Genomic DNA, 17,937 nt, shown 5'->3' on the forward strand with positions numbered 1-17,937 from the left:
CTGCTTTACGTTATAAATTTTATCAGAATAGGAACGGTTATTAAGGATATCAGCGTAGTAGCTGAAACAATTATGGCTGCAAATTCCTTTTCCTTGTTATAGCTTTCAGCTAATATGGATGTCATGGCCGATGCAGGCATGGCTGTCATAATAATTACGGCATAAACAGCTATGGTCATTTCTTTCAGTAAAAGTGAAATCGAATATATTATTACGGGAATAATTATTAATTTAATTATTATCCCGTAATAAACGGTCCAGTCCTTAATATGCTGTGTAATTTTAATCTTAGATAAAATTACACCTATTATAAACATAGACAATGGTCCCGTAATATTACCGATGCTTTTTATACTTGATAATATCGCTCCTTTTATTTCTATGTTGTACAGCATTATAATAATACCGATTATTACGGCAATAATTGAAGGATTAAAGAGAAGATTAACAATTTCTTTTTTTAAATAACCTTTATCTAATTTTCCTTTATAAAGCAGAATACCGTAGGTCCATAGAAAAATAACAAAAAATAAATTAAAAATTGAACCATAAATAACACCTTCATAGCCATATATTGAATTTAATACGGGGAAACCTATATAACCTGTGTTTACAAACACATTAGCGAAATGAAGCACTGTTTTCTTGTCATTTTTAACAGGCAATAAAAGAATAATGGAAACAGCGGCCATAATAGCATAAGCACCTAAGCTTAAATAAAATGTTGCCAATACATTGGCTTTAATAGATTCATCATATGTAAATATAAAGGATGATACAATCATAAAAGGTAATGCAATTTTTATCAGGATGTCAGTCAGACCTTTGTTTATTTCTTGCGTGATAATATTTTTCTTGCTGGCATAAACTCCTACTAACATTATTATGAACAGAGAAAAAACACTTTCTGTAATTGCTGAAGTATCCAAAATAAACCTCCCACTATGTAGCTATCTTTCATATTATGTAAGAGGTTTTAATTGTTTCTTTATATTAATAATAATAAAAATTTATGTTTAATTTATTTTTAATCATTTTCTAATATTGCTGTAAATACATATTAATTATTTAAAGGTATATTAATATCAAAAGAAATAATAAATGGAGGGTGAAATAAATGAAAGTAACATTGGAACAAATTGATGAGCTTAGAAATAGAGTTAATGTAAGCTATGAAGAGGCAAAGGCAACATTGGAGAAAAATGACGGAGATTTAATAAAATCAATTATAGAGCTTGAAAAGAAAAAGGGAAAAAAGACAGAATATAAAGGAAGCTTTACAAGCTTTACCGACAAATTGTTGTCCTTGAGGATGTCAGTTAAAAACGAACATGGAAACAATTTACTGGACGTACCTTTAGTGATTGTATTGTTTACATTCCTGATGGCATTTTGGGCAGTAATAGTATTATTTGTGCTGGCAATTCTAACATCATGTAAAATTAAAGTTTACAGAGCTAAAAGCTCGCTGAATGTTAACGGAATTAAGAAAAACGTGAAGGAAACAGTCGAAAAAATTAAGGTTAAGTCAGAAAATATCATAAAAGATGAAGAATTTAACATAGTCGTAGAAGAAGATGACGAATCTGAAAATGAAATAATTATTGAATAGATTGAATAGAAAAAATAGAATATCAGGGCTTTGACCTGATATTCTATTTTGCACTTATAGTATAAGTGACTGACACCAAATCTATTGATTTGGGTCATCTTCTATAGTATAATGTAAGAAAAAACCTGAGGTATGTTATGGAAAAGAAGAAAATTCTCATTGTAGAAGATGAAGCAAAAATAGCTCGGTTTTTAGAGCTTGAATTAAAATATGAAGGATATGAAATAGAAATAGCTAATAACGGCAGGGACGGTTTGGAAAAAGGAAAGTCGCCGGACGTAGATGTTATAATACTGGATTTGATGCTGCCCGGTTTAAGCGGGATAGAAGTGTGCAGAAGGTTAAGGCAGACGTCGGATGTTCCCATAATCATGCTCACGGCAAAGGATGATATTTCCGACAAGGTAACAGGTCTTGACATAGGAGCAGACGATTATATGACTAAGCCGTTTGCGGTTGAAGAGCTGTTAGCACGCATAAGAGTGCTGTTAAAAAGAACGGTAAATAAAACCAAGACAGATTCATCAATAATGGAAATAGGCAAGCTTAAGCTATCTAAAAATAACTACAAGGTTGAATATGAAAATGAAAATATAGATTTAACCAAGAAAGAGTTTGAGCTGTTGGAATTTTTAATGATAAATAAAAACATCGTATTGACAAGAGAAAAGATACTTGACAAGGTTTGGGGATATGATTATTTTGGAGATACAAATATTATAGATGTTTATATCAGATATTTAAGAAGCAAAATTGATCAGAAGTACAACATAAATCTTATTGAAACGGTAAGAGGTGTAGGTTATATCATAAGGGATTGAGAGAGAACATGATTAAAAGAATACTAAACTCATTATTAAGTATACTGCTTTATCCTTTTAAATTAATACTGAGATTTGTAATCGGGCTTTTAAAGAGGCTGAAATTCTCCATTGCATTTAAGATTTCTGCCTCATATTTGCTTATTTATATTATAATTATTTTAATCGTTGCAGTAGCAACATCTGCCGGATGCATGGTGTTTGAATTTCAAAAGTTTGAACGCAATACTATAAATCAGGATGTTTCCAATATAAAAAAAGAATTTCCTGATATTGAAGGGAATACATCAATAATCAGCAGCGCTAAATCCTTTGAAATATATGATGACAGCTTAAATTCTGTCTATCCTTATAACAACCATAAAAGATATTCCGACAATATAATTGTAGTTTTGGAAAACCTGCTGTATAATAGGGAATATGTATATTCTACCAGTTTTTACTTTAATAATCGGGATTACTATTTAAATATAAGCTATGATGCAGAGCTAATGATAAATGATGCTTTAAAAATAATTGTTTTGGTATTGGTTTCAGGAGCTGTGGGACTTTTGATTTTCGTTCCTATAATATCAAGCACAAGCTACAGATTAATAGGTCCCATAAAAAACATGACTGAAATAACCAAGACCATTACGGTTAACAACATTAATACAAGATTGGATGTAAAGGGTACTCAGGATGAGTTAAAAGAGCTATCCCAAACATTTAATGAGATGATGGACAGAATTGAGCAAGGATATAAATTTCAGCAGCAATTTGTTTCTGATGCATCACATGAGCTCAGAACACCTATAGCGGTAATAAAGGGCTACGTTAACATGCTTGACAGGTGGGGTAAAAATGATAAAGCGGTACTTGAAGAATCAATCGGAGCAATAAAAAATGAAACAGATAATATGCAGGATTTGATAGAGAAACTGTTGTTCATCGCACGTAGCGATAAAGGTAATCTTGCTTATTCGAAGGAAGATTTTAAAATAAGCACAATACTTTACGAAATAGAAAAAGAAACTAAAATGATTGATGCTAATCATAAATTGTATTTTAAATTTTACGATGATGCTAATATATACGGAGATATAAAGAGAATAAAACAGGCAATAAGAATTATAATCGATAATTCTATAAAATATACACCTGCAGGCGGCTATATAATGGTTTCCGGATTTTTGCAGGATGATTACTATGTAATTAAAGTAGAAGATACGGGTATCGGAATTGAGAAAAAGGATTTGAACAAAATTTTTGACCGTCTCTACAGGGCGGAACAGTCCCGAAGCAAGGAAATCAGCGGTCATGGGCTTGGCTTATCAATAGCCAAAATTATAGTTTTAGGTCATAAGGGAAAAATCAAGGTTAAAAGTACAATAGGTAAGGGCTCTGAATTTTCAATTATGCTGCCATATATAATTTAGATACAAATCGACAAATTGCAACAAAAGAAGTCAAGGAAAATAGTTTTGTTTAATAGTATAATAGCTTGTACATTACTATTGAGAAAGGATTTGAGAAAAGTGAATTTAGAATTTTTAGAATCTGGACAAACCTTGACGATTAAACTCAAAGGGGATTTAGATCACCACAGTGCCGATGAAAGCAGAGTGTTGATTGATAAAAAAATTAATGAAGGAAAATACAATAAAATAGTTATAGATTTAAAAAAACTTGATTTTATTGACAGCTCCGGCATTGGTTTTGTAATAGGTCGTTATAAATTAATAAGAAAACAAAACGGTGTTATTGAAATAACCAATGCAAGCAGCAAAGTAAGAAAAATCCTTGACATGAGCGGCATAGGAAAAATAATTAGTATTAAATAGGGGGACGAAATGCAAAATAATTATGTGATTTTTAAAATACCAAGTTTATCAACAAATGAATCATTTGCAAGAGCAGCAGTTGCAGCTTTTTGTGCAAGTTTGAATCCAACTATTGATGAGATAATTGAAATAAAAACCGCGGTTTCTGAGGCCGTAACAAATGCAATAATTCATGGTTACGAAAATACAGTTGGTGAAATTCAAATTGAATGCAGAATCAAGGGGCAGCTAATTGAAATAATTGTTGAAGATTATGGTTTAGGTATAGTAAATGTAGAAATGGCAAGAGAACCTTTATATACAACTAAGCCGGAATTAGAACGCTCTGGAATGGGTTTTGCTGTTATGGAAACGTATATGGATGAAGTTGTTGTTTTATCAGAAAAGGATGTTGGAACAAAAGTTATAATGCGAAAAACAATTAGTGAAAGAAAAAAATAGAAAAAATTAATTATAAAATACAGCATTTTCATATACTTTTCTTGCTAATCATAAGTTGAATGGTGATAAAATTTTACAATTAATATTAAAAAAGGCACTCTTAGTGCTTTTTTTTAGTATTCAAAATAATTTTTTGTAAATAATACTTATGAGGTGATTTATATGAAAAAAAAGATTTTTTTATTAGTAATAGTTTTACTGATTAGCTTTACTGCTATCATTTACGGTAACAGTATAGATCGATCTTTGAAAAAAATACCTGAAAGTGCTGTACTGCTTTAGGAGGAATCGGATGAAATACGATAAAAATAGCTATAAGCAGGTAGTCGATGAATATACACCAAAAAACAAAATGCTGAAAAATTGTATATATGCTTTTATTTTTGGAGGAGCTATCTGCTTATTAGGTGAAGTTATTAAAAATATTTTTGTTAATAATTTTGGTACTCCAGAACAAGAAGCAGGTACAATCAGTTCGGTAGTATTAGTAGCAATGACAGCCTTATTAACGGGATTAGGCTGGTTTGATAAGCTAAGTAAAATTGCGGGGGCAGGTACAGCTGTGCCTATAACCGGATTTGCAAATGCGGTTGTTTCACCTGCACTTGAATTTAAAAGGGAAGGATTTATATTAGGTACTGCATCAAATATATTTAAATTGGCAGGGCCGGTATTGCTATTTGGTTATTTTGCCGCATTCATAGTAGGAATACTGAGCTTAATGTTTAAATAATTTGTTTCAAAGGAGTGAGAAGTTGAAAAAGATTGGTAAACAAACATTTCAGATAAAAGATAATGTATTTGTAAGAGATACATTTACCATAGCAGGAAAAAAAGAAGGCGAAGGTCCAATAGGGAATTGTTTTGATTTAATCGTCGATGATGATTTATGGGGAGAAGACTCATGGGAAAAATGCGAATTAAAATTTCAAAAAGAAGCAGTTAAAAGCTTAATGCAAAAAAATAATCTTATGGAAAATGACATTGATATTTTAATAGCAGGTGACTTATTAAACCAGATAACTTCTTCTTCATTTGCCGCAAGGGATTTGCAGCTTCCATATATAGGAGTTTACGGAGCATGTTCAACAATGGCCCTTTCTATGGGATTAGGTGCGTTAATGATTGACGGTGGCTTTGCAAGCAATGTACTATGCGTTACTTCAAGTCATTTTTGCAGTGCTGAAAGACAATATCGTCTGCCTCTTGAAATGGGTGGACAAAGACATATGTCTGCTCAGTGGACAGTTACGGGAGCTTCAGCAGTATGGCTTTCTAATGGTGGTTTCGGTCCCAAAATTAAAAATGTTACATTCGGAAAAATTACCGACTTAGGAGTTAAGGATGCCAATAATATGGGTGCAGCCATGGCACCGGCCGCCTACGATTTATTAAATCAGCATCTTACAGATACAAAAGTAAATTATGATTTAATAGTTACCGGAGATTTAGGTACTGTCGGAAAATCCATTGTTAATAAAATGTTTAACGAAGAAAATAACAGTATCGAAAATATATATGATGACTGCGGAACAATTATTTTTGATTTGGAAAAACAGGATGTTCATGCAGGCGGCAGCGGCTGCGGATGTTCGGCAACTGTTTTTGGAGGTTTCTTATATAAGAAATTATTGAACAAGGAAATTAATAAGCTTTTATTTACATCAACAGGAGCACTTCATTCGCCAACGGCTACATTGCAGGGAGAAAGTATACCTGGAATTGCTCACTGTGTCGGAATAGAAATGTGAGGTAGACTATGAATTATGTTATGAGTTTTGTGGTTGGGGGGATTATTTGTGTCTTAGGACAGATAGTAATAGATACCTTTAAAAAGAATAATGCGTATCTGTTAGTTTTATTGGTAGTTGCCGGAACATTTTTAGGATATTTCGGAATATATGATAAAATAATAGAAATAGGTTATTCAGGTGCTACGATACCGCTATTAGGGTTTGGTCATGCTCTTGCAGAAGGCGCGATAGAAGAAGCAGCATCGAAAGGCTTTATGGGAGCTTTAAGCGGAGGAGTCATAAAAACCGCACCGGGAGTTGCGGCAGCACTGATTTTCGGTTACATAGTTTCGATTATATTTAATCCAAAAGGAAATAAGTAGTAAAAAGAGTTTAGCTTTTAGGGCTAAACTCTTTTTGTTCAGGATGACCTGCTTTAGCAGGTCAATTTTCTATTGATTCTAAAATGTCATCTAATGGTGAACCGTTGCTGTTTCCATTATTACTATTACCATTGTTTCCGTTATTTCTTCCGTTATTTCCGGATTCAATCAGATCGTTTATAATATCTTCTAAAGAATCTTCGCCATCATTATCGTCATCGCCATTTTCACCGTTGTTATTTCCCGGATTCTGTTCATTCATCCATTGATCATAATGCCATTTAGTGTGGTAGGTACATATTTTTGTAGGAATCTGATATTTATAATCTTCTGTTAAATAACCTGAAAATCCTAATTTATCAACGGTTACTCCCAAAACATGCACCACTTGACCGTTATCATCAAATTCAACCTGGCCGGCGTAAATTTGTCTTAATTCCTCTAAAGAAAATATTATTTTGTCCTCTAATACTTGCTGATAAAGCTTTTTAGCTTCGAAATTATCAGATTTAGCTTCCGGGTTGTAAAGAGGATTTCTTGTAATAAATACTCTTTCCTCAACTAAGTTACCCGGACAGTAAGGTGATTTAAGCAAATTAGAGCTTGTGCATATTTCAGCTTTTACATGTACATCGCATACTTCGGTCGGTTGTGTACCCGGAACGAAATATTCGGTTATTATTTGACTGCCGCGTTGATCGTGAGCGCATAGTTCTCCGGGCAACTTACCCGACTGACTGCAAACCTGAACAGGTATTAAATTCGGATTTAAACCGATCTTTGCAGCAGGCAATCCCTGATGGATAGGAGTCATGATTCCTGCCCATAAACTTGCAGTGATGCCACTGTCTCCCGACAGCTTCATTTGAACATTGTCATTACCAACCCAAACTCCGCCTACATAATAAGGAGAGAAACCAACGAACCAGAAATCTCCGTTTGCCTGAGTTGTACCTGTCTTACCCGCTACTTCAATACCCATTTCTGCAGGAAGCTTAGCTCTGTAAGATAATCCCGGATTAACAGTACTTCTCAAAATATCCTTCATCAGTGAAGCAACTTCAGGAGTAACCACAACATGAGTTTCTGGTATTTTTTCTAAAATAGTTTCACCCTTGCTATTAACAACCTTTGTATATGCATATGGTTCAATATACACACCATCGTTAGCAATAGCACCGTAAGCGGCAGTCATTCCTAAAGGAGTAAAGCCCTTTGTTAAACCGCCTAAGGCAAGAGAAGCTAAGTTCACATCGTTATAAGCAGGATTTTCTGCCGGTGAAACGAATGTATCTTTTTCGGGATTATTCATATTAATTAAGCCAAGCTTAGCTAATGAATTCATAGCAGCTTCTGTGCCGATTGTTTCAAGCATCGTAACAGCATTTGTATTAATTGACTGTTCAATTGATTTACGAAGTGTAGTTATACCATTATACTTGATTTCTCTGTGTTCATACCAGTTTTTCGGCCATCTGTCGCCTTTTTCATTATATTTTGGAAGGTCATCCAAAATATAAGCTGCAGAATATCCCATATCAAGTGCCGCAAGGTATACAGACAATGGTTTTATTGTTGAACCCGGTTGTCTCGCTGCATCTACTGCACGATTAAATGTCTTGCTTCCTTCAATATCCCGTCCACCAATAAGCGCTTTTATTTTTCCTGTTTTGTAATCTAAAATAACGGTAGCTGATTGTGGTTGAACGACGCCTTTTTCCTGAAAAAAGAAATACCCTTCGCTGATTCTTAAAATATTGTCGCTTTCAACCTTAAACATTTCAGAGCTTTCGGCGTTTTTTTCCAAATAGCTTTTAGCTATTTTAAAGCTTCCCTTTGTTCCATTCTTTTCAAGGACTTCAAAATTGTTACCTATGTTAAGAGCACCAATACTGTGTGAAACAAAATTTAATTTTTCATCTACCGTATAGGCATCTACTATATCAATTGTAGAAGCATAAATGTCGAATTTCTTGGAATTAATGATTAAATTACCGTCACTATCGTAATGATATTCATCAGGATTCAAATAAATGCTGTTGTTTTCATCCATTATGTTGTCTTTAGCATAATAAATGAGTTGACCGTTTTCGTTTAATATATTTAAATCAGTGTCAAGCATACCTGTTCCCTGACCCTGTGACCATCTGAAATATCTCCAGTCCTGTGCCACCGGATTATCACCGGTCGGCTCTTTACCTAACAATAATGTTGAAAAGTTATCATATGAATCTTCAAGGGATTTTTGCATATTAACATCAAGAGTTGTTGTAATGGTTAAGCCGCCCTTGTAAAGAAGATTTTCCGCTTCTTCATATGATTTGCCTTGTGCTTCCATTATATCTTCTATAACTTTTTCTTTTACGTAATCCATAGGTGTTGAAGATATACCTTCTATTTTAGTCTGACCCGGATTTAAGGCAACACGCATATCCACCGACATTGCTTCATCGTACTCTTCCTGTGATATAAATTCAAGCTCCAGCATTTTATTTAATACCGCCAACTGGCGGTTTTTAGCGTTTTCGTTGTATACACACGCATATTGAACAGAGCCGATATATACATAACCTATAATATCTTCTTGCGGGATTTCATCTATATTGTTCAGATTGTATCTGTTATACAGAGCATACATCGGACCTTTTGCCGCTCCTGCAAGCATTGCACTTTCTGCAAGTGTTAATTCGCTTACATCCTTTGAAAAATATGTGTAAGCAGCAGTTTGCACCCCATAAGCACTTTGACCTAAAGGAATGGTGTTTAAATAGCCTTCAAGTATTTGATCTTTTGAAAGTATTCTTTCTACTTGTGTTGCAAGATACATTTCCTGTATTTTACGGTCCCATAATTTATCACTGGTTAAGTACAGATTTTTAATGAGCTGTTGTGTTATTGTGCTTGCACCTTGACTTGTAAGGTCTCCGGATCTGACATTGTGTATAATTGTTCCTACTATACGTATTATATCTATACCGAAATGATCTTTAAAACGCTGATCTTCAATAGCTATGAAAGCTTTCTGCAAATTATCGGGTATATTGCTAAGCTTTATAATTTCTCTGTTTTCATTGGGGTCGTGAATTTGTTCTATTGTATTTCCTGCTTCATCAACTATCACAGAGCTTTCCGATAAAGTACCCAGTACATTTGTCGGGTCGATTTCAGGTGCACTTTTTATTATACCCAAAACCATACCGGCAATTGAACCACCAACTATTATTAACGCAACAAAAATAATAAGTAATGTTATTTTCAGAACACGAATTCTTTTCTTTCTTTTCTTCTTACTTTTATTTTTATTACCGTTTTTATTTTCAACTGATTCATTATCCGTCCTAATTGCATTGTCTTTCTTATTTTCTTTTGACATATTAACCTCCGCTAAAAATGAACTTTAGTTGAATCAATACAATCTAATATTGTCAAAGATTTTAAGTTCTTAAACATTATATAATAGAAATAGTGCGAAATCAATAGTTTTAATAATCGCCCCCATTTTAGTTATGTACAGATTAAGTAATTGTAAACAAATATTAAAAAAAATTTACAAATTATATTATTAACAATGATAACAATAATTATTGTGTACTTTCTATAATATGTGGTAAAATGTAAAAAATACTATGGAGGGCATATGGATAAAGAAAGATGTCTGTTAATAGCAGTAGAATTATCAAACGAAGAAGAGTCAAATGACATGGAAGAGCTGAAACTGCTTGTTGAAGCTGCAGAAGGTGTTGTGATTTCAAGTATCGTCCAAAATAGACAGTCAATAGATAACAGATACTATGTAGGTCAGGGAAAAATTGAAGAAATTGCAAATTACGTCAAAGAGCTTGAAATAGATACTGTAGTTTTTAATGATGAATTGAGCGGTTCACAAATAAGAAATATTGAAGAAATAGTTGATACAAAGGTTATTGACAGGACTAATCTGATACTTGATATTTTTGCAAAAAGAGCATTTACCAAGGAAGGACAGCTGCAAGTTGAATTAGCTCAGCTTAAATACAGCTTGCCGAGGTTAATCGGCTTAAACAAAAATTTATCAAGGTTAGGCGGAGGTATTGGAACAAGGGGACCAGGTGAACAAAAATTAGAGCTTGACAGAAGAAGAATAAAGGAAAAGATATCTGATATTCAAAATAATCTTGATGAATTAGGTAAAGTAAGAGAAACAAAAAGAAAAAAGAGAATGAAGGATCAAATACCTATTATTTCGATAGTGGGTTATACGAATGCGGGAAAATCAACGTTGTTAAATGCATTAGTGGAGAGTGAATACAGTGAAGAAGATGCAGAAAACAAAAAAGTATTTTCACATGATATGCTGTTTGCAACGCTTGATACAGAGCTTAGAAGAGTCAGATTGCCCGGAGGAAGAAGAGTTATATTTTCTGATACGGTCGGCTTCATTAAAAAGCTTCCTACACAAATAGTAGAAGCATTTAAGGGAACTCTTGAAGAAATAAAATATGCGGATTTAATAATCCATTTAATTGATATTGATGATGAAAATTTAGCTTTGCATAAAGAAACGACCACAAAATTGGTAGAAAAGATAATAGACAAGGATATTCCCGTATTGACTGTTTACAATAAAATTGACAACATTGTTAATGACAAGATTACAACCGTATCAAACAAAGATATAATTTATATATCAGCCAAAAGCAAAATCAATATTGATGTTTTATTAAATGCGGTTGATTATAAAATCAACGGAGAAAAGAATAAGTATTCTTTAAAAATATCAAACAGTGAAATAAAAAATTATTATTGGCTCTATGAAAACAGATTCACAGAAAATGTTGAATTTGACGGAGAAGGAGTAAATTTTGACGCAATATTATATGAAAATGAAAAACAACAGTATAAAAAATATATAAAAGGTGAGATAAATGAGTAATTATAAATCTGTCCATAAAGTGGGCAGAGATGAAATAATTATTAATAAATCTAAATTTATAGGAACCTCAGCTCCCGTGGGAAATGAAGAGGAAGCAATTAATTTTATAGATTCTGTCAGAAAAGAATTTAAGGATGCGACCCATAACTGCTACGCATATGTTATCGGAGAAAACAAAAATATTCAAAGATATTCTGATGATAAGGAACCGTCAGGGACTGCAGGCATGCCGATACTTAACGTAATAAATCAAGAAAATTTAGTTAATGTGGCAGTAGTTGTAACAAGGTATTTCGGTGGTGTTATGCTCGGCGCAGGCGGATTAGTCCGTGCATATACAAAGGGAGCTAAAATCGGTCTTGAAAGCGGAATTATTGTAGAGAAAAACTTATACTATGATGTATCCTTTAATTTAGATTATACGCTTCTTGGCAAAATGGACAATGATTTGCAAAAAAATAATATCATAGTAAAGGACAAGGTATATCAGGAAACAGTTAAATACAGCTTATTGATTGAGGATGACGGAATTGAAAATATCAGAAATTTAGTAAACGAAATTACTAACGGCAAAATTGATATAAATATTGTACATACGGCATATTATTCTGTTGCGGATGGAAAAATTATAGTATAAAATATTTGAAATAAATATTATTATGTGATAAAATATCTCGTTAAAATTGATAAAGTAAGGAGGAGGTTAATATGTCAGGACATTCAAAATGGTCTAATATAAAGAATCGTAAAGGAAAACAAGATGCCTTAAAAGGTAAAATATTTACTAAATTGGCAAGAGCTATTACCGTTGCGGTAAGAGAAGGAGGCTCTGACCAAGACTATAATTCATCATTAGCAACTGCAATAGAAAAAGCAAAGGCACAAAATATGCCAAATGATAATATAGACAGAGCAATTAAGGCAGGTTTGGCGGCGGCAGCAGGTGAAAACTATGAAACTATAACTTATGAAGGATACGGACCAAGCGGTACTGCCTTTATGGTTCAGTGCTTGACAGACAATAAAAACCGTACGGCAGCAGATATTAGACACTATTTTTCAAAAAACAACGGAAATTTAGGAACAACCGGATGTGTAGGTTATCTGTTTGACAGAAAGGGCGTAATATCTATAGAACAAAATGATGGTATAGATGAAGAAACATTAATGATGGCTGCTTTAGATGTTGGAGCGGAAGATTTCGAAACTCAGGACGACAGCTATGAAATTACAACTGCACCTGAAGATTTCATCAAAGTATTAAACGGTTTAAAAGAAGCAGGATATAAGAATTTAAAAGGAGACATCATGTATATTCCGCAAACCTATGTAAAGGTAGAGGATGAAGAGAATGTTAAATTCCTTAACCGTTTGATAGAAGCGTTGGAAGATAACGACGACGTGCAGGAAGTGTACCATAACTGGGATGAACCAGAAGAAGAGGACGAAGAATAGAAATTATGTAAACACCACTTAAATATGAGTGGTGTTTTGTTACTTAAGGTATTAACAGCTGTAATAGTTTTAGCATTTGCAAGTTTTTTCATCGCAAGTGCTAATAGCGCTAAGTGTTGCACTGCTTATAGTTGCGCCTAAGGTTATAGCGCTTAGATTTGTGATAAGAACTGAATATGTGCAGCATTCATCATCGCAAGCAAAATCACAATCACAAATAAAGAATGAGAATGTACTTGTTTCACCAACTACAAGCGCTACTGTTCGTGCAAATGTAAACGCAGGACCTACCGGTACAGGTGTCAGCTGATTTCTACATTGCTTAAATATTTGAAAACTTAAGGTTCCAAGAAAGCCTACCGGAACAACAATATTGCTTGTAAAATCAAGTCTTGTACAGCAGTTGCTATTTTCCGGAGTTTTTAAACTTAAAGAAGTTGTTGGGAATGTAGATCCCGGGTCCGCAAGAATAGGAATAGTAACTGTACTTGGTGTACTGCATTTTAAAGTAGTTGTTGATTGTGGTCTTCTATTTCTTTTACAGCTATCATCTTCATTTCTGTCTCTTCTACAGAAATCGCTTATATCATTACAACAATAAGATTTTGAATTCATAAATAATGACCTCCATATTAAATTTTAAATTATCTTAAGATAATTTAGGTATTATAATTGATTGTGATAATACATTTTATGCACCTTGTACACATAAGGTGATATCATTGTATATTATTTTTGTCATGACAACATATATTATTATCATCATTTTCTTCAAACAATGGTTGCAAGTTTTGATCAGGATAGAATTCAGGTGCCGGTGATTTCATAAATCTAATGCATAGATTTTCTTCCGGCTCAACATCATCATCACATACTTCTTCCGGAATTGGACAGTAACCATAAGCCGGAACAAGAAGTTGTACATTAAGTTCAGCCTTTACTACTAAGAAATAACCTAAGGTAATATCTAAATACCATTGGTCATCACATTGCACAAATTCACCATCTAAGCACTCTGCTACCATATCAAGTTTAATAATATTTTCATCTATGAATTTCGCCGGTTGATTATTTGTATAAGCAGAAGCTTGTGCTATTGAATCCGGACAGTAGAATTTATTAATTACATCCGTCCTGTTAATTTCATAAAACTCACTTTTATTTACACTGTTGCAATCAATATAATCGGCACAGAAAGATATAGTATATCGTATAATTACTTTTTTGAAATTAGCATTTGATCTTAACGGAAACTTCTCCACTGAATTTAATTTTATATTAAAGTCCCTGCAGCCAATAAAATTTCTTGGCTCGATTAACGGATTGCTTCTTAATTCCCGATCAGTTTTAATTGTGTCAGGACCTTTGTGGTAAACTAAGCATCTTTTTATTAATCGTTGATCAAATATCTTTGGAACCTCAATACATACTAACTCATATGGATCCGGTAAACGTCCTTGCTTATTAACTAAACCCGGGTGTGGTATAAATTTATTAAAGTTAATTGACATAACTGCTCCTCCTTTAAGAGATAAAAAAAATAAAAAATTGTAGTAATTTGTATAATTTATAATATGCATATTCTTAAGAAGAAGTGAACAAGTTATATATAATTTTTTTATTTCAAACAATAAAAATACCACTCATCTAAGAGTGGTATAATTTTTTTGAATATTTCAGCATTTGCAACATCTTTCATTACAAGTAGTAATTGCACTCAGAGTTGCATTACTTACAGTTGCGCCTAAGGTTATAGCACTTAAATTAGTGATAACCACTGAATATGTGCAGCAATCATCATCATCGCAACCGGGATCACAATCACAAATAAAGAATGAGAATGTATCAGCTGATCCAACTACAAGTGCTACTGTTCGTGCAAATGTAAACGCAGGACCTACCGGTACAGGTGTCAGCTGATTCCTACATTGCTTAAATATTTGAAAACTTAGGGTTCCGATAAAACCTACCGGAACAACAATGTTGCTTGTAAAATCAAGTCTTGTACAGCAGGTACTATTATCCGGAGTTCTTACACTTAAAGAATTTGTCGGGAATGTAGATCCAGGATCTGCAAGAATAGGAATAGTAACCGTGCTTGGTGTACTGCATTTTAAAGTAGTTGTTGATTGTGGTTTTCTATCATTTCTATTTCTTCTGCAATTATCATTATCATCATAAAAATAAGAATTTGAATTCATAAATAATAGCCTCCATGTTTAATTTTAAATTATCATAGGACAAATTAGATATTAATATTATTACTTAATTTGTCTACTATATTTTATACACCTTATACAAATCAGGTGATATTATAGTATATTGTTAGCTAATTAATGGTAGTGCTCTTCATCACTTTCATTATTATAGCTGGTATAGAATTTATCTTGACAACATATATAATCGTCATCGTTATCTTGACAGCATATATAATCATCGTTTTCTTCAAACAGTGGTTGCAGGTTTTGATCAGGATAGAATTTAGGAATTGGTGAATTCATAAATCTTATGCATGGATTCTCTTCAGGATCAATATCATCATCTTCAGATGATTCTTCAGGTATTGGGCAGTATCCATAAGCCGGAACAAGAAGTTGAACATTAAGCTCAGCTTTTATTACTAAGAAATATCCTAATGTAATATCCAAATACCATTGGTCATCATCACATTGAATAAATTCACCATCTAAGCACTCTGCTACCATATCAAGCTTAATAATATTTTCATCCATATATTTTGTCGGATGATTATCTGTATAAGCAGAAGCTTGTGCTATCGAATCCGGACAGTAGAATCTATTTATTACATCGGTTCTGTTAATTTCATAGAATTCGCATTTGTTTACACCATTGCAATCAATATAATCAGCATAGAAAGATATGGTATATCTGAAAACTATTTTTTTAAAGTTAGCATTTGATCTTAATGGAAATTTTTCCACTGAATTTAATTTTATATTAAAGTCCCTACAACCGATAAAATTTCTTGGCTCAGTTAATGGATTGCTTCTTAATTCGCGATCTGTTTTAGCAGTATCAGGACCTTTGCAGTAAACTAAACATCTTTTTATTAATCGTTGATCAAATATCTTAGGTACTTCAATACATACTAATTCATATGGATCCGGTAAACGTCCTTGTTTATTAACTAAACCCGGGCGTGGTACAAATTTATTAAAGTTAATCGACATAAGTTCTCCTCCTTTTAGAGATAAAATAAATTTAGAAAATTGTATTATTATGTTTAAATTATCATATGCATTTGCTTTACAGGAAGTGACAAGTTATGTAACATTTTTTTCATTAAAGATTGTGAATAATAAAAATATTAAAAAATATAAATATATAAAGGAGTGATTGATAATGGAAGCTATAAAACCATGGATATGTGTAGATAGCACTAATACTAAATGGAAGTTTACACTAAATGATGATAATGAATTACAATATACTGTTATGAATAAAGAAGGTAAGTGGCTTAAGGAAAAACGTATAGATAAAGATGTTATAGGATTGTACATATATACTTTTGATAAATCAATACATATTATATATAGCACTTTGAATGCGGAGCTAAAATACTGCACCTTTTTAGACGAGCAATGGATGGGAAAGGTTATTTATAAGCTTGATAATAAATATGTTGAAATAAAGGATATAAAAGTTATTAAATCTGGACAAGAAATACATATTTTTTGTTTGCTGATTGATAATAGCAGTAATGATCACGGTATTATATTGCACTGTATATGGAATGGAACAGAAACTAATATTATAAAACAACAAGATATTATTTTATTTTTAGGTTTAAATGAATATTATTTAGTTTACTTAGATGAAAACAGCAATATAGATTTGTTATTTATTTCAGATGAAGGCAATGAGATTTCTATAAATCTCAGCAGTTACAAAAATAATAAATGGAGCTCTGCAAAAAGGTTATATGGTATATTAGGAGACGAATTTGAATTTAATATAGTAAAAGATCAATTCGGAATACATATACTAAACAAATTTAGAGATGAATCGTCTTACTATTTAGAGCATGTATTAATGAAAAATAATGGCGAATTTTTGAATTCAACAATTTGTGATAGCAATAATGAATTAACTGAAACTATATTAGTAAAAATAAAAGATAAAATATATAGCTTTTGGTTGGATGGAAATAAAATTTATGCATCGGTTTTAAATGAATTTGTGTGGAGTACACCGTTCTGCTTAAAAGAAAACAGTAAAGATGAAATCATTAAGTGTAATTTTTGTACAGCAAGTGAAAAAGAATATATTGATAGAGAAGTTTATGTAGAGAAATCTAATTTTAATTTAATTTTTCCCGGTAAATTGGTAATAGGTGAAGAAGAAAAATTGAAATCAGATGAAAATGACGTAAAACAAGAAAAAAAAGAATATAATCATGAATTTATACTTGAAGAGGATCTGATAAATAATGATCACAACAATAAATATTTAATGGCAAAATTATCTCGTATTCAATCAGATAATACTATATTGATGCAAACAATTGCGTCTTTAAATTCACAATCACAAAATCAAGAAAATATTCAAAGTGAATTTGATTTAATATATAAGCGTTTAGAGGATGAAAAAGCTTATATAGAAGAAATTATAGGAAGATTAAAAAGATTTAAAGAAGAAATAGAGTTCTTAAATAATAAAGTGGATAAGTTAACTGAAGACAACGTTAAGCTAAACAGAGCATTAGAATTTGGAAAGAATTTTCTCTTATAACTAAA

18 protein-coding genes are annotated in these 17,937 nt (G+C 32.3%); 12 read left to right on the forward strand and 6 right to left on the reverse strand.

Going from position 1 to position 17,937, the window contains the following annotated elements; all coding sequences use genetic code 11:
* Positions 1 to 5: 5 nt before the first annotated feature.
* Positions 6 to 929 (reverse strand): AEC family transporter, encoded by a 924-nt coding sequence (locus RT412_RS02650; protein ID WP_313346498.1) that lies wholly within the window; start codon positions 927 to 929, stop codon positions 6 to 8.
* A gap of 188 nt (positions 930 to 1,117) precedes the next feature.
* On the opposite strand from RT412_RS02650, the gene RT412_RS02655 reads away from it, so the two are divergent.
* The 8 genes from RT412_RS02655 (at position 1,118) to RT412_RS02690 (ending at position 6,813) form a co-directional block, all read left to right on the forward strand.
* Positions 1,118 to 1,612, forward strand: a complete 495-nt coding sequence (locus RT412_RS02655; RefSeq protein WP_313346496.1) for a hypothetical protein — start codon at positions 1,118 to 1,120, stop codon at positions 1,610 to 1,612.
* Between the two features lie 137 nt (positions 1,613 to 1,749).
* Entirely contained in the window at positions 1,750 to 2,433 is a 684-nt protein-coding gene (locus tag RT412_RS02660; protein ID WP_313346494.1) for a response regulator transcription factor, read from the forward strand.
* Between the two features lie 8 nt (positions 2,434 to 2,441).
* On the forward strand, positions 2,442 to 3,851 hold the full coding sequence (locus tag RT412_RS02665) for a HAMP domain-containing sensor histidine kinase (RefSeq protein ID WP_313346492.1): 1,410 nt from the start codon (positions 2,442 to 2,444) through the stop codon (positions 3,849 to 3,851).
* A gap of 45 nt (positions 3,852 to 3,896) precedes the next feature.
* Positions 3,897 to 4,256 carry an anti-sigma factor antagonist gene (locus RT412_RS02670; protein ID WP_313370841.1) on the forward strand — a complete coding sequence of 120 codons (360 nt, stop codon included), beginning with the start codon at positions 3,897 to 3,899 and terminating at the stop codon, positions 4,254 to 4,256.
* 9 nt (positions 4,257 to 4,265) lie between these two features.
* Entirely contained in the window at positions 4,266 to 4,697 is a 432-nt protein-coding gene (gene spoIIAB / locus RT412_RS02675; RefSeq protein ID WP_313346488.1) for an anti-sigma F factor, read from the forward strand.
* Between the two features lie 292 nt (positions 4,698 to 4,989).
* The gene (gene spoVAC / locus RT412_RS02680; protein WP_313346486.1) at positions 4,990 to 5,430 is read left to right on the forward strand and encodes a stage V sporulation protein AC; all 441 of its coding nucleotides are present in this window, start codon (positions 4,990 to 4,992) and stop codon (positions 5,428 to 5,430) included.
* Between the two features lie 22 nt (positions 5,431 to 5,452).
* On the forward strand, positions 5,453 to 6,448 hold the full coding sequence (gene spoVAD / locus RT412_RS02685; RefSeq protein ID WP_313346484.1) for a stage V sporulation protein AD: 996 nt from the start codon (positions 5,453 to 5,455) through the stop codon (positions 6,446 to 6,448).
* Between the two features lie 8 nt (positions 6,449 to 6,456).
* Complete coding sequence (locus RT412_RS02690) at positions 6,457 to 6,813, forward strand: SpoVA/SpoVAEb family sporulation membrane protein (protein ID WP_313346482.1); 357 nt, start codon at positions 6,457 to 6,459, stop codon at positions 6,811 to 6,813.
* Positions 6,814 to 6,874: 61 nt separating this feature from the next.
* Here the strand turns inward: RT412_RS02690 and RT412_RS02695 are convergent, their stop codons facing one another.
* Positions 6,875 to 10,186, reverse strand: coding sequence for a transglycosylase domain-containing protein (locus tag RT412_RS02695; RefSeq protein ID WP_313346480.1), 3,312 nt, complete (start codon positions 10,184 to 10,186; stop codon positions 6,875 to 6,877).
* 264 nt (positions 10,187 to 10,450) lie between these two features.
* Between RT412_RS02695 and hflX the strand changes: the two genes are divergently transcribed.
* From hflX to RT412_RS02710, 3 genes are all read left to right on the forward strand, one after another.
* Complete coding sequence (gene hflX, locus RT412_RS02700) at positions 10,451 to 11,725, forward strand: GTPase HflX (RefSeq protein ID WP_313346478.1); 1,275 nt, start codon at positions 10,451 to 10,453, stop codon at positions 11,723 to 11,725.
* The gene (locus RT412_RS02705) at positions 11,718 to 12,362 is read left to right on the forward strand and encodes a YigZ family protein (protein ID WP_313346475.1); all 645 of its coding nucleotides are present in this window, start codon (positions 11,718 to 11,720) and stop codon (positions 12,360 to 12,362) included. Before hflX ends, RT412_RS02705 begins: the two co-directional genes overlap by 8 nt.
* A gap of 71 nt (positions 12,363 to 12,433) precedes the next feature.
* Positions 12,434 to 13,180 (forward strand): YebC/PmpR family DNA-binding transcriptional regulator, encoded by a 747-nt coding sequence (locus RT412_RS02710; protein WP_313346472.1) that lies wholly within the window; start codon positions 12,434 to 12,436, stop codon positions 13,178 to 13,180.
* A 69-nt stretch (positions 13,181 to 13,249) separates the two neighbouring features.
* Here the strand turns inward: RT412_RS02710 and RT412_RS02715 are convergent, their stop codons facing one another.
* The 4 genes from RT412_RS02715 to RT412_RS02730 all read right to left on the reverse strand — a co-directional run bounded on the left by RT412_RS02715 (position 13,250) and on the right by RT412_RS02730 (position 16,371).
* The gene (locus RT412_RS02715) at positions 13,250 to 13,795 is read right to left on the reverse strand and encodes a DUF4489 domain-containing protein (RefSeq protein ID WP_313346469.1); all 546 of its coding nucleotides are present in this window, start codon (positions 13,793 to 13,795) and stop codon (positions 13,250 to 13,252) included.
* A gap of 104 nt (positions 13,796 to 13,899) precedes the next feature.
* Positions 13,900 to 14,691 (reverse strand): hypothetical protein, encoded by a 792-nt coding sequence (locus tag RT412_RS02720; protein WP_313346465.1) that lies wholly within the window; start codon positions 14,689 to 14,691, stop codon positions 13,900 to 13,902.
* A gap of 165 nt (positions 14,692 to 14,856) precedes the next feature.
* A complete protein-coding gene (locus tag RT412_RS02725; RefSeq protein WP_313413095.1) occupies positions 14,857 to 15,381 on the reverse strand; it encodes a DUF4489 domain-containing protein in 525 nt (174 codons plus the stop codon).
* Positions 15,382 to 15,513: 132 nt separating this feature from the next.
* Entirely contained in the window at positions 15,514 to 16,371 is an 858-nt protein-coding gene (locus RT412_RS02730; RefSeq protein ID WP_313346456.1) for a hypothetical protein, read from the reverse strand.
* A gap of 172 nt (positions 16,372 to 16,543) precedes the next feature.
* Between RT412_RS02730 and RT412_RS02735 the strand changes: the two genes are divergently transcribed.
* Positions 16,544 to 17,932: a hypothetical protein gene (locus RT412_RS02735; protein ID WP_313346453.1), complete on the forward strand. Its 1,389-nt coding sequence runs from the start codon at positions 16,544 to 16,546 to the stop codon at positions 17,930 to 17,932.
* Positions 17,933 to 17,937 lie beyond the last annotated feature (5 nt).

The organism is Sedimentibacter sp. (assembly GCF_032080165.1).
Lineage (GTDB): Bacteria > Bacillota > Clostridia > Tissierellales > Sedimentibacteraceae > Sedimentibacter.